Here is a 20,397-nt window from a genome sequence, read left to right on the forward strand (position 1 = left end):
CAGGAGGCTGAGGGTGCAGAATTGTCGCTGTGATTTCCCAGCTCCATGACGCGACGGCGTTCCACTTCGGTTCCGACAACTACGCGGGCGTGCACCCCGAGGTGCTCGAGGCCCTCGCGACCGCGAACGGCGGGCACGTGCTCGCCTACGGTGACGACCCGTACACGGAGCGGTTCCGTGAGGTCGTGCGCGAGCAGTTCGGGGAGCGCGCCGAAGCGTATCCGGTGTTCAACGGCACCGGCGCGAACGTCGTCGCGCTGCAGGCGATGCTGCCGCGCTGGGGCACCGTTCAGTGCACCTCGGCGGCGCACATCAACACCGACGAGCAGGGTGCGCCCGAACGCATCGGCGGCATCAAGCTGCTCCCGGTCGCCTCGGCGAGCGGCAAGCTCACGCCCGAGCTGCTCATCGCGCCCGACCCCGACGACGTGCACCGCGCATCCCCGCAGGTCGTGTCGGCGAGCAACTCGACCGAGCTCGGCACCGTCTACTCCCCCGAGGAGTTCTCGCGGCTCGCCGACGCGGCCCATGCGGCGGGCATGTTCGTGCACCTTGATGGGTCGCGTATCGCGAACGCGGCGGCGGCGCAGGGCGGCTCGCTCGCCGAGCTCGCCGCGGGCGCCGACGTAATCTCGCTCGGAGCGACGAAGAACGGGGCGCTCGCGGCCGAGGCGGTCATCGTCGTGAACCCCGACGCGGTGCGCGGTACCGACTACCTGCGCAAGATCACGACGCAGCTCGCGTCGAAGCAGCGCTTCGTGTCCGCGCAGCTGCTCGCGCTCTACGAGGGCGACCTGTGGCGCCGCAACGCGGAACACGCGAACGCGAAGGCCCGCGAGCTCGGGGCCCGGCTCGCCGAGCTGCCGGGGGTCGAGGTGCCGCTCGAGGTCGAGGCGAACGCGGTGTTCCCCGTGCTGCCCGAGGGCGTCGCCGACCGCGCCCGCGAGCGCAGCGGCCTGCGGTTCTACGACTGGCCGCCGATGCCCGGCGCGGTGCGGCTCATGGCGTCGTGGGACACCCCCGACGAGTCGGTCGACGCGCTCGTCGACGCGATCCGCGCCGCGCTGTGACTCCGCGCCGGGTGCATCCCCGGCGCCGCCAGGTAGCATTCTGCGAGGCGCGGTCGCCCACCGGTGACGGCGCCTCGCCGACACCGCAGCCTGCGATCACCTCGCTGAAGGAGCACCCGCGCACGTGGACATTCCGCACATCACCAACCAGCACATCCGCAAGCACATTCGTCTGAGCGACGTCGTTGGCGCGCTCGAGACGGCGCTGCAGACCGAGGTCGACCCCTCGCAGGACTTCCCGCGCAGCTTCTATCAACTCGACGACGAGCGGCGGATGCTCTTCATGGCCTCGCAGACGCACGGCTGGGTCGGCGCGAAGATCATGTCGGTGAACGACCGCAACCCGGCGCGCAACGTCGACCGCGCGCAGGGGCTCTACGTGCTCATGGACGCCGAGACGACGACGCCCCGGGCGATCATCGACGGCGACGACCTCACCGACCTCCGCACGGCGGCAATGACGAGCCTCGTCACGTCGCGCTTCGTGAACCGCGACTCGCGCAACGTGGTCATGTACGGCTACGGCGCGCAGGCCCGCAAGCACGCCGAGGTGCTGCGGCAGCTGCATCCGCAGCTCAAGCAACTCGTCATCGCGGGCCGCAACGCGAGCAAGGTCGAGATGTTCGCCGCAACCGCGGCCGAGCTCGGCTGGAACGCGCGAATCGGCCAGGCGATGCCGCCGACGACGGCGATTCCGCAGGCCGACCTCATCATTACCGCGACCGGGTCGGGCGAGCCGCTGTTTGACGGCTCGCTCGTGCGCCCCGGTGCCCTCGTCATCGCGCTCGGTTCGCACACCGACACCCGCAGCGAGCTCGACACGGCGCTCATCGCCCGCTCGAACGTCATCGTCGAAGACATCGACACGGCGATCAACGAGTCGGGCGAGATCGCGATCGCGCTCGCCGAGGGCGCGATCACCCGCGACGACCTCATTCCCGTGCGCGATGTCGTGCGCGGCGACGTGCGCATCGACCGCAGCCGCCCCACCGTGTACAAGACGGTCGGGATGCCGTGGCAGGACCTCGCGGTCGCGAGCGAGATCTTCCAGCGCCTGCCGAGCACCGCGCTGCGCTAGGCCGACCGTGGCGATCCGCTACTGGCTGCTCGTGCATCCCCTCGACCGGGCCCGCGAGCTCGTCGAAAGCGGCACCGCGCGCGTCGCCTGGGGCGGGGCCGAGCCGATCGCCGACTTCCGCGAAGCCGACGGCGTCGTGATTTATGCACCCCGCGAGCACAATCCCGACGGCGAACCGCTGCGCGCCGCGGTCGCCGCGGGCCGCGTGACCGCCGACGGCTACCAGCTGGGCGGCCACGGCGCGCCGCGATGGGTCGCGCCGGTCGACTGGCTGCGGGGCGCACGTATCGCGCCGATACGGCCGCTGCGCGACATGTTGGAGCTCACGCGCGACTCGAAGTTCTGGGGCGAGCGCCTGCGCCCGGGCTGGCTCGAACTCACGCACCGCGACTTCATCATCTTTGAGGATGCGGTGCGGCCCGCGGCGCCCGAGCCGAGCGGCTTTGCGCTCGACGCGCTGCGCGAGGCAGCCTCGCCACCGCCGTCGCCCGCCCCGGGCGCGGATGCGCGGGAGCGGGCCGAGCGCGCGTGGCGCGAGTGGGGCGGTTAGGCCCGCTCCCGCTAGTTGACGCGGACCGTCGAGGACGAGTTCTCGAATTCGTTCCAGAACGAGAGCGCGATGGTGCCGCCGACGGCCCAGATGACGACGAAGGCGATGATCGACAGGGCGACGCCGATGAGCATCCAGATGAGGGTCGCGCGCGCGAAGTTGCGCTTCGCGACGGAGCGGCCGTCGCCCACCGCGAGCACGATGACGTAGATGAGCCCGACGAGCGGAATGCCGAGCAGGAAGATCGTAAGCACCCAGCTGCCAACCGAGTCGGCGCCGTCGTCGGGCCGCGCCGGCTGGTACGGCTGCTGCGCGTAGGGCTGGTAGCCCTGCTGGGGCTGCTGGTAGGGCTGCTGACCGTAGGTCATGGTGGTGGTGTGCTCCTGCGAGGTTGGGGGAGACAGACGTTGGGCTGTCGGCCGCGGGTGGGGTCCCTGCGGCACAGGGATGGGATGCGGCCCGGGGCCGGGAAAGTTCCCGGCTCGGCGGCCGAGGCTACCAGGCGCCGAGGTAGCCGATCGCCTGGCGGAGGATCGCGCCGCGCCCGCCCTCGAGTTCGTCGAGCAGGTCGGGGTCTTTCGCCTCGTCGGGGGTCACCCACGTGACCTCGAGCGCATCCTGTCGGGGAATGCAGTCGCCCGTGACCGGCACGATGTACTCGAGTGCGACGGCGTGCTGCCGCTCGTCGTAGAGGTCGGAGATGGGCAGCGGCGAGAACTCGGCGACCGTGAACGGCTGCACCGTCACGGGCAGCTGCGGGAACGCCATCGTGCCGAGGTCTTTTTCGAGGTGACGCAGCAGGGCGCTGCGGATCGACTCCCCGTAGTGCACGCGGCCCGACACGAACGTGCGGGTGATGACGCCCTCGGGGTTCGCGCGCAGCAGCAGGCCGAGCGCCTCGACGCGGCCCGTGCCGTCGAGCACGACCGGGATCGCTTCGACGTAGAGGATCGGGGTGCGGCGGCGGATCAGCTCGAGATCGTCCTCGCTGAGCCAGCCGGAGGATTCGGGATCGGGGGTGCTGACGTCCATGTGCTCATTGTGCCGCATTCGGGTGCCCTGGCAACGGGGTGCTCGGCGGCCGTGTCGTTGGGTGGTGGTTGGATCGAACCGTGACGAAAAAGGATGCGCTGGCCGGGTTCGGCGAGGCGACCGCGGCCTGGTTCCGCGGCGCGTTCGCCGAGCCGACGCGCGCGCAGGCCGAGGCGTGGGCGGCGATTCGTGGCGGGCAGCACACGCTCGTCGTGGCGCCGACGGGATCGGGCAAGACGCTCGCGGCGTTCCTCTCGGCGATCGATCAGCTCATCCACGAGCGCGCCGCGAGCGCGCGCGACCCGCAGGCGAAGCGGGGCACGCGCATCCTCTACATCTCGCCGCTCAAGGCGCTCGGGGTCGATGTTGAGCGCAACCTCGCGGCCCCGCTCGTTGGTATTCGGCAGACCGCGGTGCGGCTCGGCCTCGACGTGCCCGAGATCACGGTGGGGGTCAGGTCGGGCGACACGAGCCCCGCCGAGCGCCGCCGCCAGGTGTCGAAGCCGCCCGACATTCTCATTACGACGCCCGAGTCGCTCTACCTCATGCTCACCTCGAGCGCGCGAACGGCGCTGCGCGGCGTGCGCACGGTGATCGTCGACGAGGTGCACGCGGTCGCGGCGACGAAGCGCGGCTCGCACCTCGCGGTGTCACTCGAGCGGCTCGACGCGCAACTCGCGCAGCCCGCGCAACGCATCGGGCTGTCGGCGACCGTGCGCCCGCTCGAGACGGTCGCGCGGTTCCTCGGCGGCCAGGCGCCCGTGACGCTCGTCGCGCCGCCTAACGAGAAGGCGTTCGACCTGCGCGTGGTCGTGCCGGTGCCCGACCTCAGCGACATTCCGGTCGGTGGGCCCGGCGACGGGCCGACTGGGCCCGATGCATCTGGGCCCGATGCGTCGCCGCCCGACGACTCACTGTTCGGCGACGCGACGCGGGCGATCGGCGACCCCGACCCGCGGCGCACCGGCACGATCTGGCCGCACATCGAGTCGGCGATCGTCGATCGCGTGCTCGAGCACCGCTCGACGATCGTGTTCGTGAACTCGCGCGGGCTCGCCGAGCGGCTCACGGCGCGGCTCAACGAGGAGCACGAGCGGCGGCTCGCGCAGGCGTCCGGGGCCGAGGGGCGCGAGGGGCCTGCGACGCCGCCGCCCGCGCCCGGCACGCCCCCGAACCCGCGCACACTCGGCGCGCAGCTCGTCGCGGGGTCGGGCACGTTCGACGGCGCGGTCACCGACCTCGCGCGCGCCCACCACGGCTCGGTGTCGAAGGAGCAGCGGGCCGAGGTCGAAGACGCCCTGAAGTCGGGCGCGCTGCGCTGCGTCGTCGCGACGTCGAGCCTCGAGCTCGGCATCGACATGGGCGACGTCGATCTCGTGATTCAGGTCGAATCGCCGCCGAGCGTTGCGAGCGGCCTGCAGCGCGTCGGCCGCGCAGGGCACCAGGTCGGTGAGGTGTCACGCGCCGTGCTGTTCCCGAAGCATCGGGCCGACGTGCTGCACACGGCGGTCGCGACCTCGCGGATGCTCGACGGCACGATCGAGCGGCTCACGACGATCGAGCAGCCGCTCGACGTGCTCGCGCAGCACACCGTGTCGGCGGCGGCGCTCGACCGCTGGCAGGTCGCCGACTGGCTCGCGCTCGTCCGGCGCAGCGCCCCATTCGCCGGGCTCAGCGCGGCGCTGCTCGAATCGGTGCTCGATCTGCTCGCCGGCAAGTACCCCTCCGACGAGTTCGCGTCGCTGCGGCCGCGCATCGTGTGGGATCGCGACGCCGACTGGTTCGAGGGTCGGCCCGGCGCGGGCCGGCTCGCGGTCGTCTCCGGCGGCACGATTCCCGACCGCGGCATGTTCGGGGTGTTCATGCTCGACGGCACCGAGCCCGGCACGCCCGAGGCCCCCGACGCGACGTCGGCGCCCGGGGCCCGGCGCGGCGGCAAGCGCGTCGGCGAGCTCGACGAAGAGATGGTCTACGAGTCGCGGGTCGGCGACGTCATCGCGCTCGGGGCGACCTCGTGGCGCATCCGCGAGATCGGCCCCGACCGGGTGCTCGTCACGCCGGCATTCGGCGAGCCCGGGCGGCTGCCGTTCTGGAAGGGCGACGGCATCGGCCGGCCCGCGGAGCTCGGCGCCGCGATCGGCGCGACGGTGCGCGAGATCGCGGCAAACGGCGGGGAACTCCCCGGCCACCTCGCGCGAGTGGCCGACCCCTACGCCGCCGACAACCTCACGGCCTACGTGCGGGAACAGTTCGAGGTGACCGGCCACGTGCCCACCGACCGCCAGCTGCTCGTCGAGCGCGTGCGCGACGAGCTCGGCGACTGGCGCATTGTGCTCCACTCCCCCTACGGTCGGCCCGTGCACGCCCCGTGGGCGCTCATGGTGACCGCGCGCGTGCGCGAGCGCTTCGGCATGGAGGCGAGCGCGATCGCCCTCGACGACGGCATCGTCGTGCGCATCCCCGACGTCGACGACGAGCCGCCGGGCGCCGACCTGTTCGCGTTCGAGCGCGACGAGGTCGAACCCACCATCACGCGCGAGGTCGGCGCATCCGCCCTGTTTGCCGCGCGATTCCGCGAGAACGCGGCCCGCGCGCTCCTGCTCCCCCGCCTGCATCCCGGCAAACGGGCGCCCCTGTGGCAGCAGCGGCTGCGGGCGGCCCAGCTGCTTGAGGTAGCGCGCAAGTACCCCGAGTTCCCGATGATTCTCGAGACGGTGCGCGAGGTACTCCACGACGTCTACGACCTCGACTCGCTCACCGAGCTGTTCGCGAAGCTCGCGGCGCGCGAGGTGCGGCTCGCGACGGTGACGACCGAGCAGCCCTCCCCGTTCGCGCAGACGCTGCTGTTCGGCTACGTCGGCGAGTTCATGTACGAGGGCGACCAGCCCCTCGCCGAGCGACGTGCCGCAGCCCTCCAGCTCGACTCGAACCTGCTCGCCGACCTGCTCGGCGCATCCTCGCTGCGCGAGCTGCTCGACCTCGACGCGATCACCGACGTCGAGGCCGAGCTGCAGTGGCGCGAGCCCTCGCGTCGGGCCCGTGACGCCGAGGGGGTTGCCGACCTGTTGCGGGTCGTCGGCCCGCTTACCGTCGAGCAGCTCCGCGCCCGCGTGCGACACCCCGATGCCGACCCCCACGACGACACGGCGGCGACGGATGCGCCAGCCGAGTACGTGCGCGGGCTCGGCGACTCGCTCGTCGCGGCGAAGCGCGCCCTGTGGCTGCGCGTGCGGGGCGAAGAGTCGCTCGTCGCGGTCGAGGACGCCGCCCGGCTTCGCGACGCGCTCGGGGTGCCACTGCCGATCGGTGTGCCGACCGCGATGCTCGAGCCGGTCGCCGACCCGCTCGGTGACCTCGTGCGCCGGTACGCGCGCACGCACGCACCGTTCGCGGCCGCCGACCTCGCCAGCGAGCTCGGGCTCGGGCAGGCGGTCGTCGCCGACGTGGTGCGGCGGCTCGAGCTCGCCGGCACGGTGCAGCGCGGCGAGTTCACGCCCGGCCGCAGCGGCCTCGAATGGGTCGACGCGAAGGTGCTGCGACGCATCCGGTCGCGCACGCTCGCGAAGCTCCGCAGCGAGATCGAGCCCGTCGCGCAGCGGGCGCTCGCCGCGTTCCTGCCCGAGTGGCAGCACGTCGCGGGCTCGCTCGGCGAGTCCGGGCTCAGCGGGGTCGACGGCGTCGTCACGGTCATCGACCAGCTGCAGGGGGTGCCGATTCCCGCATCCGCGTGGGAGTCGCTCGTGCTGCCCGCCCGCGTGCGCGACTATTCGCCGGCCCTGCTTGACGAGCTGCTCGGCTCGGGTGAGGTGCTCTGGCTCGGGCACGGCGCGATCGGCTCGGCCGACGGCTGGGTGAGCCTCCACCTGCGCGACACCGCCGAGTTCACGCTCGCAGAGGCGCGCGACGACGAACCATTGTCGCCGCTCGCGGCCCGCTGCGCAGAGGTGCTCGGCGCAGCGGGCGCGATGTTCGCGAGCGAGGTCGCCCGCCGGCTGGAGGCCGACGGCGAGCCGGTCGCGATTGCCGCGGTGGTGGAGGCGCTCTGGGAGCTCGTGTGGTCGGGCCGGGCCGCGAACGACGCGTTCACGCCGCTGCGCGCGCTCATGTCGGGCTCGGCCGGGGCGAAGTCGACGTCGGCGCACCGCGCGGCCGCGCGCCCGGCTCGTGGCAGGCTCTGGCGCGGGCACTCCGCCGCCGCGCAGCAGGGGCCAACGACGCCGCCGCGCGGGGCCGGCCGCTGGTCGCTCGCGCCGGTCGCCGCGGTCGGCCCGACCGAGCGCGCGCAGGCGCTCGGCGACCTGCTGCTCGACCGCTACGGCGTCGTCACCCGCGGCTCGGTCGTCGCGAGCGACATCACGGGCGGGTTCGCACTCGTCTACCGCGTGCTCGCGCGCTTCGAAGAGGCCGGGCATGCGCGCCGCGGCTACTTCGTCGAACAGCTCGGCGCATCGCAGTTCGGCGCGGCGGGCGCAATCGACCGGATCCGGGCGATCCAGCAGCGCCTCGACACGGTCGAGTCCGGCGGAGCCGAGGCCGCGCGTGATCGGCACGTGCTCACGCTCGCCGCGACCGACCCCGCGAACGCGTACGGCGCCGCGCTCGCCTGGCCCGAGCATCCGGCCACACACCGTCCCGGCCGCAAGGCCGGCGGGCTCGTGACCCTCATCGACGGCGCCCTCGCCTGCTACGTCGAGCGCGGCGGCAAGACGATGCTCACGTTCACGCGCGACGAGGGCGACCTGCGCGCCGCCGCGACGAGCCTCGCCGACACGGTGCGGCGTGCGCGGATTCCGAACCTCGTGATCGAGCGCGTCGACGGCGAGCACGTGTTCGAGCACGACATCGCGACCTGGCTGCAGGAGGCCGGCTTCGTCGCCACCACCCGCGGCCTGCGGCTGAAACCGGAGTCGGGATATGCCCGAGGGCGATAGCGCCTACCGCGGCGCCCACCACCTCGCGCGTGCGCTCGCGGGCCGCGAGGTCACCGAGTTCTCGCTGCGCGTGCCGCGGCACGCCCTTGCCGATCTGCGCGGCGAGCGCGTGCGCGGCGCCGAGTCGCGCGGCAAGCACATGCTGCTGCGCATCGGCGAGTACACGGTGCAGTCGCACTTCGGCATGGATGGGTCGTGGCGGCTCGTGCCGCCCGGCGGGCAGGGTGCGGGGCGGGTGCGTCGCCCCGGGAAGGCTGCTGGTCGCGGGCGTGCACAGGGGCTCGGGCGGGCGCAGGGCCGGGCTGCGTGGCCGGCCGATCATCGCGTGCGGGCCGTGATCGGCACCGACGCGGTCGTCGCGCTCGGCATCGATCTCGCGAAGCTCGACCTGTGGCGCACGGCCGACGAGGCGCGCAACCTCGGCTGGCTCGGGCCCGACCTGCTCGCGGAGGCGCCAGACCTCGCCGAGGCGACCCGGCGCATCCTTGCCGAGCCCGACCGGCCGCTCACGGCCGCCCTGCTCGATCAGCGCAACGTCGCCGGGCTCGGCAACGAGTACGTCACCGAGATGCTCTTTCTTGTCGGGCTGCGGCCCGATCGGCGCGTGCGCGACGCCGACGTGCCGGCGCTCGTCGACCTCGGACGCGAGCTGCTGCTCGCGAATCGCGACCGGGTCGAGCGCTCGTTTACCGGCAGCATCCGTTCGGGTGAGCGCGACTTCGTGTTCGGCCGCGTTGGCCGCGCGTGCCGACGCTGCGGAACGCCGATCGAGGGCGGGCAGCATGCGAGCGGTGTGCGCGACCGGTCGGGTGCCGACGGGCTCGCCGCGGGCGGCACCCGCGATGCGGCCTGGTGCCCCACCTGCCAGCGCTGAGAGCACAAGTTATCCACAGCCATCCCAATTGCCCTTCGCGAGTGGTGGGATTGGGGCCATGCGCAAGCGAGGAGATTACGATGACAACCATGACGAGCGCGGCACCGAGCTTTCTGCCCCACGGGCGAGAGCTGACGCGTGCCGACCTCCACACGCTGCCCGATGATGGGCATCGCTACGAGCTCCTCGACGGCGCACTCATCGTGACCCCTGCCCCGCGCATCCGGCATCAGGACGTCGTGCTCAACCTTGCCGTTGCGCTGCGATCGGCGGTGACGCCCGACCTGAAGGTGGTCGTCGCGCCGGTCGACGTCGTGCTCGCGGACGACACGCTGCTGCAGCCCGACGTGCTGATCGCGCCGCGGGAGGCGTTCACAGACATCGATTTGCCCGGGCAGCCGCTGCTGGCGATCGAGGTGCTGTCGCCATCGACGCGCAGCATCGACCTCCTGCTCAAGAAGGAGCGGCTGCAGCGCGCGGGCTGCCAGCACTACTGGGTCATCGACCCCGAGCAGCCCGCCGCCACCGCGTGGTCGCTCGTCGACGGTGTCTACCGCGAAGTGACGAGCGCCGTCGACAACGAACCGTTCGCCGTGACGTCGCCGGTCTCGGTGCGGTTCACTCCGCGCGAGCTCGCCCGGGCATAGCCGGGAGCCACGCCCTACGCGCGGATAATCGCGAGGAACGCGTCACGAACGTGCTCGAGGAGTTCCTCGCTCGACGCCTCGACGTTGAGCCGCAGCAGCGGCTCCGTGTTCGAGGGGCGCACGTTCGCCCACCACCAGTCGGTGCCGGTCTCGCTGAAGGTGAGGCCGTCGAGCTCGTCGAGCTCGACCGTCTCAAACTCCTCGCGCAGCCGCACGTTCACGGCCGGCACGTCGTCGACGGTCGAGTTGAGCTCGCCCGACGCGAAGTAGGGCGTGTGCCGTGCCGCGAGCGCCGACACGGCGTCGCCGGTCGCGCCGACCTCGGCGAGCACGTGCATCGCGGCGAGCATGCCGTTGTCGGCGCCCCAGAAATCGCGGAAGTAGTAGTGCGCCGAGTGCTCGCCGCCGAACACGGCGCCGGTGCGGGCCATCTCGGCCTTGATGAGCGAGTGGCCGACGCGCGTGCGCACGGGCGTGCCGCCGAGTGCCGTGACGGTCTCGGGCACGTGCCTCGACGTGAGCAGATTGTGGATGACGGTGGGTTCCGCCTCGCCCGCGGCATTCACTCGGGCGATCTCGCGCGCCGCGACGATCGCGCACACGGCCGAGGGCGACACGGGAGCGCCGGTCTCGTCGACGACGAAGCAGCGATCGGCGTCGCCGTCAAAGGCGAGGCCGAGGTCGGCGCCCTCCGCGACGACACGCTCCTGCAGGTCGACCAGGTTCTTCGGGTCGAGCGGGTTCGCCTCGTGGTTCGGAAAGTTCCCGTCGAGCTTGAAGTACATCGGCACGACCTCGAACGGCAGTTTCGCGAGCCCCGCCGCGCCCTCGAGCACTGCCGGCACCGTGTATCCGCCCATGCCGTTGCCCGCGTCGATGACGATCTTGAGCGGACGAATTCCCGACAGGTCGACGAGTGAACGCAGATGGGCGGCGTAGTCGGCGAGCACGTCGACCCGCTGCGGCTCGTGGGTGACCGCGACCTCGGGGATTCCCGACTCGAGGTACACGGCCGCGCGGTCACGGATCGCGCCGAGGCCCGTGTCGAGCGAGATGCCGCGAGCGCCCGCGGCCGAGATCTTGATGCCGTTGTAGCTGGCCGGGTTGTGGGATGCGGTGAACATCGCCGCGGCGGCGGCGCGGCTGCCCGAGGCGAAGTAGTTCATGTCGGTCGAGCAGAGGCCGAGGTGCACGACGCGCGCGCCGCGCGCCCGGGCGCCGGCGGCGAACGCCTCGACGAACTCGGGGCTCGAGTCGCGCATGTCGTGGCCCAGCACAAGTTCTTGGTCGGCGAGTTCGAGCTCGTCGACGGTCGCGGCACCGAGGGCAGTGACGAGTGGCGCGGTGAGGGTTTCACCGACGAGGCCGCGAATGTCGTAGTTCTTGACGACTTGGCCCAGGTCACCGCGAAGCTCAGGTTCAATCGCCGAAATCGCAGTATGCATAGGGAGCAATGTAGTCGCTCGCACCGCGCCAACCTGACTCGCGCGCCCGCTGGCCATGGAATATCCGCCCCTGGATGCAGCGTTCTCCTTGGCACGAACCACTCGATTCCTGAGGAGGATTCCATGACTTCGAACGATCGCATCGTCATTCTCGGTGGCCACGGAAAGGTAGCGCTGCTCGCGGCGCCGCGGCTCGTGGCGGCCGGATTCGCCGTCGATTCGGTGATCCGCAACCCCGACCACGCGGCCGATGTCGAGGCGGCGGGCGCGACCCCGCGCGTGCTCGACATTGAGTCGGCCTCGGTCGACGAGTTCGCCGAGTTGTTTGCTGGCGCGAAGGCGGTCGTGTTCTCGGCCGGCGCTGGCGGCGGCAGCCCCGAGCGCACGCACGCCGTCGACTTCGTCGCGGCGACCCGGTCGATGGATGCGGCCGCGAAGGCCGGTGTCTCGCGGTACGTCATGGTGTCGTACACGCGCGCCGACGCCGACCTCGACACCGTGGCCGAGAGCGACAGCTTCTTCCCGTACGTGCGCGCGAAGCACGACGCCGACGAGTACCTGCGCGCATCCGACCTCGACTTCACGATTCTCGGACCGGGAACGCTGACCCTCGATGCCGCCACCGAGCGGGTGCGGCTCGCCGACGCGTCGGGCGAGGCGCTCGAGGGCACGCTCGCCGACGACGAGAAGGTCACGTCGCGCGACAACGTCGCGGCCGTGATCGCGCACGTCGTCGCGACGGGTGCGGCCTCGCGCGAAAAGGTGAACTTCTACGACGGCGACACCCCCATCGCCACCGCCATCCGCTAGCGCTGCTGCGCAACCTTTCCGCGTATCCGCTAACTGACGGCAATTTGCGACGAATCGAGCGAAATCGTTGCGAATTGCCGTCAGGCGGCGAGAGGTGGGTTCGGATGGGCTGGCACAACAGGGGGTCGCGGATACGCAGGGTCACCGGCCACTCACCGCTCCCTATCCGCTGACTGACGGGAATATGCGACGAATCGAGCGAAATCGTTGCGAATTGCCGTCAGTTCGCGGGAAGGGCGTCAGCCGCAGGCGGCAGTCGGCAGGCGGCAGGCGGCAGCGTCAGCCGCGGACGATGGGGGCGGGCTTCACGAGCATCCAGCCCTCGGGGACGGATGTGCGGGAAGCGTGGAGCTCGCACAGGTCGTAGGCGTGGGGCTCGGCGCGAAACGCGAGGGGCCCGATCGCTGCCATGCGGTCGCGGTAGTCAAACGTGAGGGTCGACGTCGCGCGACGCGAGCACCCCACTCGGCTACAGGGACGGGAACGCATATCGCCATGCTAGCCCTCCCCCACCCGCCTCAGGGGTAGGCTGGCGGCTATGCCCAGGTCGTCGAAGCGCAATCAGGCGGCAGCCCGGCGCAGCCGAGGTTCGCGCAGCCGCCACGGCCGTCAGCTCCGTTCGAGCGCGACTGGCCCCTGGCTGCCGCAGCTCACGGGCCGCGTGCCACGGTTTCACCTGATCGTCGCCGAAACGCTCGGGTTCTTGCGGGCGATGGCGCCCGAGCAGCTCGCGCCGGTGCGCATCTACACGGCGCCGATGCCCGCCGACGACCAGCACCGCGACGGCATGGATCGCTGGCAGGTGCGCCCACCGCACGAGGTGATCCTCTTTCGGGTGCCGCTCGAGCGCCTCGCGAAGCTGTCGCTCTCAGACCCGCGCGACCAGATCCGCTACCGCGAGTACATCGAGCGCGCGGTCATCTCGGCCGTGAATGAGCTGCTCGACGGCGGCCTCACCGGCCTCGTGAGCGACGACCTGCTCGAGCCGCCGCAGTAGCGCGGCGCCCGACCAGCCAAGCTCCCGACCAGCCCACAGCCCCCGAGGCCCCTACCGCACGACCTCAACGGGCTCGGCGTCGGCGTTCCCCGGCTGCACGGGGAAGCTCGCGATCTGCCCGCCGGTCGAGTAGTTCACGGCGGCGTAGAGCCCCTCGGCGCCGAGAATCTCGATCTCGCCGGACGATTCGAGGGCGTGGCTCGCGTGCGCGGCGATCTCGACCTCGTCGCCGTCGATCGTGACGGTGCGCGCGTCGTCGCCGGTGTTCGTGAGCGTGAGCGTCGCGTTCGGCCCGTCGGGCACGGCGGCGATCACCTCGTCGCTCAGCTGCGGCGACGAGGGCTGCCAGCCGAACTCGTCGGGCTGCATCGGCGCGACGCGGCCCGACATCGCGACGGGCAGGTCCGACGACAGGCGCAGCGAGTACGTGCCGTTCGGGAGCGTCGTGATCGGATAGTCGATGACGGTGTTCGGGCGCAGCGGCAGGTCGATCTGCTCGACGGTCTCGCCCGACAGGTCGGAGATCTCGAGCACCGCCTGCGCCTCGGTGTCGTTCGGGTTGACGATGCGCACCATCGAGCCGAGGTTCGTTGGCGACGCCTCGTCGGCCTCGGCGCGTTCGTGCACGAACATGCCGGGCAGCACCTGCTCGGTTGACGGGAGGGCGGATGGTCCGACGATGTCGCTGCCCGCGGGCTCGAGCGTCTGGGTGATCGTCTCGTGCAGGTAGGCCGAGACTTCGGCGCCGGTCGAGGTCACCTGAATCGCGAGCGATGACGACTCCGGGGCGATTCCGGCGAGCGAGATCTCCTTGCGCTCCCCCGCCGCGATGACGGTCTCGGGGATCGACGGCGAGACGGTGCCGTCTTGGTTGAACACGTCGAAGTTCACGCGGGCTTCGACGTTGCCGGGGTTGACGACGTCGAGCACGAGCGTGTGGCCGACCGTGGTGTCGCCGGCGAGCAGCCACTGCGACGGGGTCGGCTGCATGCACGCGGTGGCCGCGAAGCCGCTCGCGTCGCCGCCGGTCGCCTGCAGGGTCTGCGCGGCCATTAGTTGCGTGATGCGGCCGTCGGCCGAGCCGGGCAGCGCGAGCACGCTCGGGCCCGTGCTGTCGTCGCCGTCGCCCGAGAGCGCGGTGGTTTCGGGGTCGCCGCCGATCGCGGCCGAGGTGATCTCGGGCGAGCCGACCGAGGTGATCTCGTCGGCGTTCGAGGTGACGCCGAGCTGCTGGAGCGGGCCGGGGCACACGCGCAGCTGGTCGCCGGGCGATGGCGTGACCGAGACCGGCTGGGCCGTCGCTTCGTAGCCCGGCAGGGGCATCCAGCCGAGGGCCCACGCGGATGCGCCGACGATCGCGATCGCCGCGACGGTGCCGACGGTGCGCGCCGCGACCGAGGCGGCGGTGCGGCGCCGGTGTTCCTGCGCGCGCGAGCGGGCGGCGCGGCGACGCTTCGGGCGGGTGCTGCTGGTGCGGCGCCGGCCCCGGCCGCCGCGCGCGAACGATTCGGGCGTCTGTTCGCTCGAGGCGGCCTCGCTTGCATTCGCCGCAGAGGCGGTCGCTGAGGGCGCGTCGGGGTCGAGCGGCACGTCGGTCTCGTCGGCGTCGGGCTCTGCCTCGGCCTCGGCGTCGGCAGCGTCCTCCCCTGCCTCCGCGGCATCGTCATCGTCGACGCCAGCCGCATCCTCCCCGTCGGCGGGATGCGCGTACAGCTCGAGCTCGCTCGCGGCGGGCTCGTCGCGGTCGGCATCGCCGAACGCCTCGGCATCGGCAGCATCCGCCACCTCCGCCGCAATCACGTCACGCGCGCCCCCGAGATACGCCGGGGTGTCGTTGAGTGTGTCGAGGCGCAGCGGCTCGTCGTCGGCCTCGAGCGCGGGCGCGCCGACGAGCTCGGGGTCGATGCCGAACGCCCGGTAGTCGAAGGCGTCCCGGTCGCGATTACGGGCGTCAGGCACGGGTGTCCTCCCCAGCGTCGATGTGGTCTCCCGTGGGTTGGTCGTTGTAGACCCGCACGGTTTCCTCTGAGATCGCGCCGAACTCGGTGAAGCGCTCGCGCCCGCGGTCGAGGTCGCCCCAGTGCGGGCGCCCCATCGAGCGGCTCGCGCGCACGCGCGACTCAAGGCCGCCAGTGGGCAGCGCGAGCAGGATGACAAACACGAGCACCGCGAGTTGCACGAGCAGCAGCGTGCGGCCGATCTGGTGCTGCCAGTTCGTCGTCTCGAGGGCGCCGGCGAGGTCGGGGTCGGTCGGCGTCTCGGCGGCGTTCACGACCTGGAAGAGGGTGCCGTATTCGCTCGTCGTGCCGGCCGACGAGAGGGCCTCGTTCGTCGACATCGCGGTGACGAGGCGCTGCTCGAGCACGCCGCCGCTCGACGGCGCGGGCTCGACGAGCACGAAGCCGATGCCGATCTCGTGGAGCTGCGCCGTCGGGTTCGAGGCGCCCTGCGAGAGGAACCCGACCGCGATGTTCGCGAGCCGTTCGTCGGCGCTCGTCGGCGCGAGGTTCGTGGTTTCGAGGGTCGAGAATTGGTTGAGCTTCTGGCCCGAGCCGCGAATGAGCTCGACCTTGATGGTGTCGCCATCGACCGGCGTGATCACGAGCGTGCCGAGCTGTTCGGCGGCGCGACCCTGCGCATCCACGAGCGCGGGCAGCGTGCGCCCGTTCGACGGCGCGATCTGCGAGACGCCGTTGAACTGGTTCGGCGCGACCGGCACGATGAGCGCAACGACCGCGAGCAGTGCGACGGCGGTGGCAGGGATGCGCGCGCCGCGCAGCGCGACCGCGCCGGCGAGCGACGCCATGAGCACGCCGAGGAACCCGAACGACTGCGCCGGGCCGATCCAGAGCGGCACCGTGATGCCGCCCGTCGTCGCGAACGCGAAGCCGCCAGCGACGCCCGCCGTGACGTAGCCGAGGCCCGCGACGCCGGCGCCAACGAGGGCGACGCGCCAGCCCCGCGTAAAGATGCCGATGACGGCGAGTAGCGCGAGGGGCGCCTGGAGCAGCGCGAGGACGACCCAGGGGTCCCACGTGATGCCGAGGCTCGTGAGCAGGTCGGCCCAGCCGTGGGGCGCGCTGTGCGAGAACAGCGTGGCGGCGTGCCAGCCGCGGGCGGGTTCGACGACGAGCGGCAGGCCCGGGTCGGCGAACACCGCGAACGGTCGGCCGCGGTTGAGCTGCGTGATGAGCAGCGGGAGGAACATCACGGCGGCGGGGATCGGCGTGAACACGAGCCGCACCCAGCCGCGCCCCGAGATGAGCATCGCGAGCACCCACACGATCACCATGGCGGGCAGCAGCACGGGCGAGCTCGCCGCGACGATGAGGGCGAGCAGCGAGCAGACCGCGGTGGCGGCCCACGAGCGGGCGCCGGCGATGCAGGTGAAGAACAGCCACGGCAGCGCGAGGTGCACGAGCACGCCGGTGAGGCGGCCCTCGGCGAGCGCGATGTGGAGCGGCGGCGCCGCGAGCCAAACGAGGCCCGCGAACGCGCGCAGCCAGGGGCTCCGGGTGAAGCGGGCCGCGAGGTACCAGCCGCCGACCGCCGCGAGCGGCAGGGCGAGCAGCCAGAGCACGACGACGATTTGGCTCGGGTTCCAGAAGGTCAGGGTGCCGAGCACCGCGAGCACGAGGTTGAACGGGTCGGCCACGCCGACGCCGCCGCCCGTGTCGCGCAGGCCGTAGCCGGTCGTGCCCCAGAGCTCGCCGATCGAGCCCGAGAGCGGCAGCAGCGCGCCGCCCGAGAGCGCGCTCGCGCTGAGGAGTGGGAAGTAGAGGGCAACCGCCGCGATGATCGCGACGATGAGCAGCCAGCCGCCGCCACCGGTGATGAAGTTGTAGCGATCGCGTCCCTGTTGGGCGACGGCGCGGTATTCGTCACGCCGGTTCGCGCGGAGCTTGCGCCATTCGGTCGGCGAGATGAGCAGTTGGTCGACCGACCGGAACGGTTGCTGCGTCGTCTTATGGAACTGTCGCCGCGACGACGGCACGCCGGTCTGCAGGAAGAACACGGTGAGCGCGGCGCGAATGTCGGGCAGGATGCGCCCGGGGTTCTTGCGCACGAGGTGCAGCAGGGCGCGGAGCACGACGGCGGGCAGCAGGAGCAGCCACGAGAAGAAGAATTCGACGCGGCCGGCCCACACGAGCTGCCGGTGGAGCTGCGCGGTGCGGCGGATGCGGTAGCGCTGCAGCCCGCGGGTGCGGCTGCCGTACTTCGACGTGCCGGAGGCCTCCTCGGCGAGCGATTCCACGCGCGCCCGGGGCGTGAGCAGCACGCGCCCGCCCGAGAGCCACGTGCGCACCGAGTAGTCGAGGCCGTCGTCGACGGCCGGGAGGCCGCGGTCGAAGCCGTCGAGTCGATCCCACGTGTCGCGCTTCGTGAGCATGCCGCCGGCACCGACGCCGAGCACGTCGCTGAGGTGCTCGAACTGCCCCTGGTCGAGCGAGTCTTGGTGCAGACGCACCGAGACCCCCGAGTGGGTGACCGACTCGCCGTATTCGACGAGCACGGCCGGGTCGTCGGCCCGCACGATCTTCGGGCCCGTCACCTCGAGTGAGGGGTTGCGCTCGGTCGTGTCGAGCAGTTCTTCGAGCGCGTCGAGGTCGGGGGTGTTGTCGGCCGAGAGCAGCCAGAGCCAGTCGTTCGGGGTCTCCCCCTCGGTGCCGAACTCTTCGATGCGGGCGGCGTCGCCCTCGTCGATTTCGGCGAGCTTGTCGACCGCGGCGCGCACCGCCTCGCCGAACGAGGTGGTTTCGGGCACCGTGACGAGCAGGTCTGGGGCGGTCGCCCGCATCACCTGCTCAGTGTCGTCGCGCGACTCGATACAGACGAGCACGCGTCGCTCGGGCGCTCGGGTTTGCTCCTCGATCGCGGGGAGGGTTCGAGCGAGCGCCTCGGCGGCGTTCTGCGCCACGACGATGGCCGTTACTCTTGGTCGCATTTGTCGAATGCTAGGTGCCTGTCACCCGGCCCTGGGGATTCCCCTCGGCAAGCCAAGAAATGGCGTGCACCCGGCCGGAAAGATGAGGGGTCTCCGGCAGAGCGTGGGTGGCTGCCGGAGACCTCCGATTCAATGGGTTAGGCCTGTTTGCGGAGCTTGCGGCGCTCGCGCTCGGAGAGCCCGCCCCAGATGCCGAATCGTTCGTCGCGCTCCAGCGCGTACTCGAGGCACTGTGCGCGCACCTCGCACGACTGGCAGATCATCTTCGCGTCGCGGGTAGAGCCGCCCTTCTCGGGGAAGAACGCCTCGGGGTCGGTCTGCGCGCAGAGCGCGTCAGCCTGCCACGCGAGCGGATTGTCGTCGCCGAGCTGATTGCCAGTACCGGGTACCCCCAGTTCCAGCGGATCGACGTACCAGTTCTCAGGAACCGGCCTGATCATCTTTGCCATAACACGTCTCCCACGCTTTTCCTCGAGCGACTTGCCCGAGCCACCGACTTAATTACACCGTTGTCATTCACCCTGAGTCAAGTGGGAGCGACCCGAAAGCCTAAGCCATCACTTGAGACATCGGCGGCACTGCATTGCGGCGTGTCGCGCACGGCGGCGCTGATCTCGAGGGGCAGCCCCGGCGTCGCGCGATACCGCGCGGGACACGCTATGCCTGGGAATCCTCTGCACGCCCCGCGCCCGCGTGTTCGCGCGGCGCCGCAGATGCAGCGGGCTCAGCAGACTCGGCCGGCGCAGCGGGCTCAGCCGCCACGGCGTACGGATTGATCGTCGCGAGCAGCACGTCGCCGCGGCCGCGCAGGCGCACGCTCCCCTCGTCGGGGGTGACGTAGACGGCGTCGCCGCGGCCGAGCAGCTTGCTCTCGCCCGAGCCGGCGCCCTCGAGCCGCACCGAGCCCGCGACGCACAGGGCGATGCCGGGGCCGGCGCACACGAGTTCGTCGTCGAGCCCCTCGGCGTGTGCGCGCTGCAGCATAAAGTCGGGCTCGCTCGGTACGAACGCCGCGATGTTGCCGCGCACGCCCGGCGCGAGCACGGGCGGCGGCGTCGGCGCGACGTCGAGGATGCGCAGCAGCTCGGGCACGTCGACGTGCTTCACCGTAAGCCCGCCGCGCAGCACGTTGTCGCTCGCGGCCATGACCTCGATGCCGAGGCCCTCGAGGTAGGCGTGCAGCACGCCCGCGCGAACGTAGAGCGCCTCGCCGCGGTGCAGCACGACGTGGTTCATGAGCAGGGCCGTGAGCGCGCTCGCATCGCCGGGGAACTCGGCCCGGATGCGCGCGAGGTTCCGCTGCTCGCGGGCATACTCCTCTGTTTCCTGCGCGCTCCACGCGTCGAGGGCGTCGGCGGCTCGTGCCGCGGGCTCGCCTGACGTGAGGATCCACTCGAGCAGGTCGCGCATCCCCGCCTCGGAGTCGGCGGCGGCGACGCGCGTGACGAACGGTTCGAGCGCGGCGCGACCGCGCGCATCCGCCGCCTCGACGATCGAGTCGACGAGGTCGCGCACCTCGGTCGGTTCGCGGAAGCCCGCGAGCGCGGACATCGTCTCGCTCAGCGCGACGAGCAGCTCGGGCTTGTGCAGGGCGTCGCGGTAGTTGCGGTGCGGTGCGTCAATCGGCACGCCGGCCGCGTTCTCGGCCGCGAAGCCCGCGCGGGCTTCGGCGAGGTTCGGATGCACCTGGAGCGACAGCGGCTTCGCGGCGGCGAGAACCTTGAGCAGGTAGGGCAGCCGCGGCGGGCCCGCGTGCACGCCAAGCGCGCGTTCCCCCAGGGCGAGGTCGGGCTCGGCCGCGACCCAGTCGCGCAGGGTCGCAACCCCGCCGGTGAGCTCGGGGCTCGCGACGCGCGTCGGCGAGCCGTCGTGCGTGCCGAACCACAGCTCAGCCTGGCGCGGCGCGCCGCGTTCGGGTTCGGTGAGTGCGCCGCCGGTGCCCAGCAGGTCGCTGATCGCACCTTCGGCGCCCCAGGCATACCGCATCGGGGTGTTCTCGAGAGGAACAAACATCACCC

At 71.8% G+C, this 20,397-nt stretch carries 16 protein-coding genes; 8 read left to right on the top strand and 8 right to left on the bottom strand.

What is annotated here, in order from left to right:
* Positions 1-29 precede the first annotated feature (29 nt).
* The 3 genes from G328_RS0111825 to G328_RS15275 all read left to right on the top strand — a co-directional run bounded on the left by G328_RS0111825 (position 30) and on the right by G328_RS15275 (position 2,698).
* Positions 30-1,070, top strand: a complete 1,041-nt coding sequence (locus tag G328_RS0111825; protein ID WP_019619567.1) for a beta-eliminating lyase-related protein — start codon at positions 30-32, stop codon at positions 1,068-1,070.
* Between the two features lie 124 nt (positions 1,071-1,194).
* Complete coding sequence (locus G328_RS0111830; protein WP_019619568.1) at positions 1,195-2,148, top strand: ornithine cyclodeaminase family protein; 954 nt, start codon at positions 1,195-1,197, stop codon at positions 2,146-2,148.
* A 7-nt stretch (positions 2,149-2,155) separates the two neighbouring features.
* On the top strand, positions 2,156-2,698 hold the full coding sequence (locus tag G328_RS15275; RefSeq protein ID WP_019619569.1) for an EVE domain-containing protein: 543 nt from the start codon (positions 2,156-2,158) through the stop codon (positions 2,696-2,698).
* An 11-nt stretch (positions 2,699-2,709) separates the two neighbouring features.
* Here G328_RS15275 and G328_RS16000 read toward each other — a convergent pair whose 3' ends face one another.
* Complete coding sequence (locus tag G328_RS16000) at positions 2,710-3,066, bottom strand: hypothetical protein (protein ID WP_019619570.1); 357 nt, start codon at positions 3,064-3,066, stop codon at positions 2,710-2,712.
* 127 nt (positions 3,067-3,193) lie between these two features.
* Positions 3,194-3,730 carry a DUF4916 domain-containing protein gene (locus G328_RS0111845; protein ID WP_019619571.1) on the bottom strand — a complete coding sequence of 179 codons (537 nt, stop codon included), beginning with the start codon at positions 3,728-3,730 and terminating at the stop codon, positions 3,194-3,196.
* Positions 3,731-3,810: 80 nt separating this feature from the next.
* Here G328_RS0111845 and G328_RS0111850 point away from each other — a divergent pair, with 80 nt between their 5' ends.
* The 3 genes from G328_RS0111850 (at position 3,811) to G328_RS0111860 (ending at position 10,182) form a co-directional block, all read left to right on the top strand.
* Positions 3,811-8,661 (top strand): ATP-dependent helicase, encoded by a 4,851-nt coding sequence (locus tag G328_RS0111850; protein WP_019619572.1) that lies wholly within the window; start codon positions 3,811-3,813, stop codon positions 8,659-8,661.
* A complete protein-coding gene (locus G328_RS0111855; RefSeq protein ID WP_019619573.1) occupies positions 8,645-9,535 on the top strand; it encodes a DNA-formamidopyrimidine glycosylase family protein in 891 nt (296 codons plus the stop codon). Before G328_RS0111850 ends, G328_RS0111855 begins: the two co-directional genes overlap by 17 nt.
* 89 nt (positions 9,536-9,624) lie before the next feature.
* Positions 9,625-10,182, top strand: a complete 558-nt coding sequence (locus G328_RS0111860; RefSeq protein ID WP_019619574.1) for a Uma2 family endonuclease — start codon at positions 9,625-9,627, stop codon at positions 10,180-10,182.
* A gap of 14 nt (positions 10,183-10,196) precedes the next feature.
* Here the strand turns inward: G328_RS0111860 and G328_RS0111865 are convergent, their stop codons facing one another.
* Positions 10,197-11,627: a phosphomannomutase/phosphoglucomutase gene (locus tag G328_RS0111865; protein ID WP_019619575.1), complete on the bottom strand. Its 1,431-nt coding sequence runs from the start codon at positions 11,625-11,627 to the stop codon at positions 10,197-10,199.
* 123 nt (positions 11,628-11,750) lie between these two features.
* Here G328_RS0111865 and G328_RS0111870 point away from each other — a divergent pair, with 123 nt between their 5' ends.
* Entirely contained in the window at positions 11,751-12,437 is a 687-nt protein-coding gene (locus G328_RS0111870; RefSeq protein ID WP_019619576.1) for an NAD(P)H-binding protein, read from the top strand.
* Between the two features lie 279 nt (positions 12,438-12,716).
* Here the strand turns inward: G328_RS0111870 and G328_RS0111875 are convergent, their stop codons facing one another.
* Positions 12,717-12,926, bottom strand: a complete 210-nt coding sequence (locus G328_RS0111875; RefSeq protein ID WP_026339861.1) for a DUF3499 family protein — start codon at positions 12,924-12,926, stop codon at positions 12,717-12,719.
* A 49-nt stretch (positions 12,927-12,975) separates the two neighbouring features.
* On the opposite strand from G328_RS0111875, the gene G328_RS15285 reads away from it, so the two are divergent.
* Complete coding sequence (locus G328_RS15285) at positions 12,976-13,434, top strand: hypothetical protein (protein WP_019619578.1); 459 nt, start codon at positions 12,976-12,978, stop codon at positions 13,432-13,434.
* A gap of 51 nt (positions 13,435-13,485) precedes the next feature.
* On the opposite strand, the gene G328_RS0111885 is transcribed toward G328_RS15285, so the two are convergent.
* The 4 genes from G328_RS0111885 to manA form a co-directional block, all read right to left on the bottom strand.
* On the bottom strand, positions 13,486-15,393 hold the full coding sequence (locus G328_RS0111885) for a DUF5719 family protein (RefSeq protein WP_019619579.1): 1,908 nt from the start codon (positions 15,391-15,393) through the stop codon (positions 13,486-13,488).
* Positions 15,386-18,379, bottom strand: coding sequence for a glycosyltransferase (locus G328_RS15290; RefSeq protein ID WP_083919644.1), 2,994 nt, complete (start codon positions 18,377-18,379; stop codon positions 15,386-15,388). Before G328_RS15290 ends, G328_RS0111885 begins: the two co-directional genes overlap by 8 nt.
* A gap of 137 nt (positions 18,380-18,516) precedes the next feature.
* Entirely contained in the window at positions 18,517-18,828 is a 312-nt protein-coding gene (locus G328_RS0111895) for a WhiB family transcriptional regulator (RefSeq protein WP_019619581.1), read from the bottom strand.
* Positions 18,829-19,036: 208 nt separating this feature from the next.
* A complete protein-coding gene (gene manA, locus G328_RS15295; RefSeq protein WP_019619582.1) occupies positions 19,037-20,392 on the bottom strand; it encodes a mannose-6-phosphate isomerase, class I in 1,356 nt (451 codons plus the stop codon).
* Positions 20,393-20,397 lie beyond the last annotated feature (5 nt).

It is taken from the genome of [Zimmermannella] faecalis ATCC 13722, from assembly GCF_000381765.1.
In the GTDB taxonomy this organism is placed as follows: Bacteria; Actinomycetota; Actinomycetes; order Actinomycetales; family Microbacteriaceae; genus Gulosibacter; species Gulosibacter faecalis.

Coding starts and splice junctions, on each gene's coding strand:
- G328_RS16000 (WP_019619570.1), bottom strand. CDS start 3,066: ATGACCTACGGTCAGCAGCCCTACCAGCAGCCCCAGCAGGGCTACCAG.
- G328_RS15290 (WP_083919644.1), bottom strand. CDS start 18,379: ATGCGACCAAGAGTAACGGCCATCGTCGTGGCGCAGAACGCCGCCGAG.
- G328_RS0111895 (WP_019619581.1), bottom strand. CDS start 18,828: ATGGCAAAGATGATCAGGCCGGTTCCTGAGAACTGGTACGTCGATCCG.
- G328_RS0111875 (WP_026339861.1), bottom strand. CDS start 12,926: ATGCGTTCCCGTCCCTGTAGCCGAGTGGGGTGCTCGCGTCGCGCGACG.
- G328_RS0111855 (WP_019619573.1), top strand. CDS start 8,645: ATGCCCGAGGGCGATAGCGCCTACCGCGGCGCCCACCACCTCGCGCGT.
- G328_RS0111865 (WP_019619575.1), bottom strand. CDS start 11,627: ATGCATACTGCGATTTCGGCGATTGAACCTGAGCTTCGCGGTGACCTG.
- G328_RS0111870 (WP_019619576.1), top strand. CDS start 11,751: ATGACTTCGAACGATCGCATCGTCATTCTCGGTGGCCACGGAAAGGTA.
- G328_RS0111860 (WP_019619574.1), top strand. CDS start 9,625: ATGACGAGCGCGGCACCGAGCTTTCTGCCCCACGGGCGAGAGCTGACG.
- manA (WP_019619582.1), bottom strand. CDS start 20,392: ATGTTTGTTCCTCTCGAGAACACCCCGATGCGGTATGCCTGGGGCGCC.
- G328_RS15285 (WP_019619578.1), top strand. CDS start 12,976: ATGCCCAGGTCGTCGAAGCGCAATCAGGCGGCAGCCCGGCGCAGCCGA.
- G328_RS0111845 (WP_019619571.1), bottom strand. CDS start 3,730: ATGGACGTCAGCACCCCCGATCCCGAATCCTCCGGCTGGCTCAGCGAG.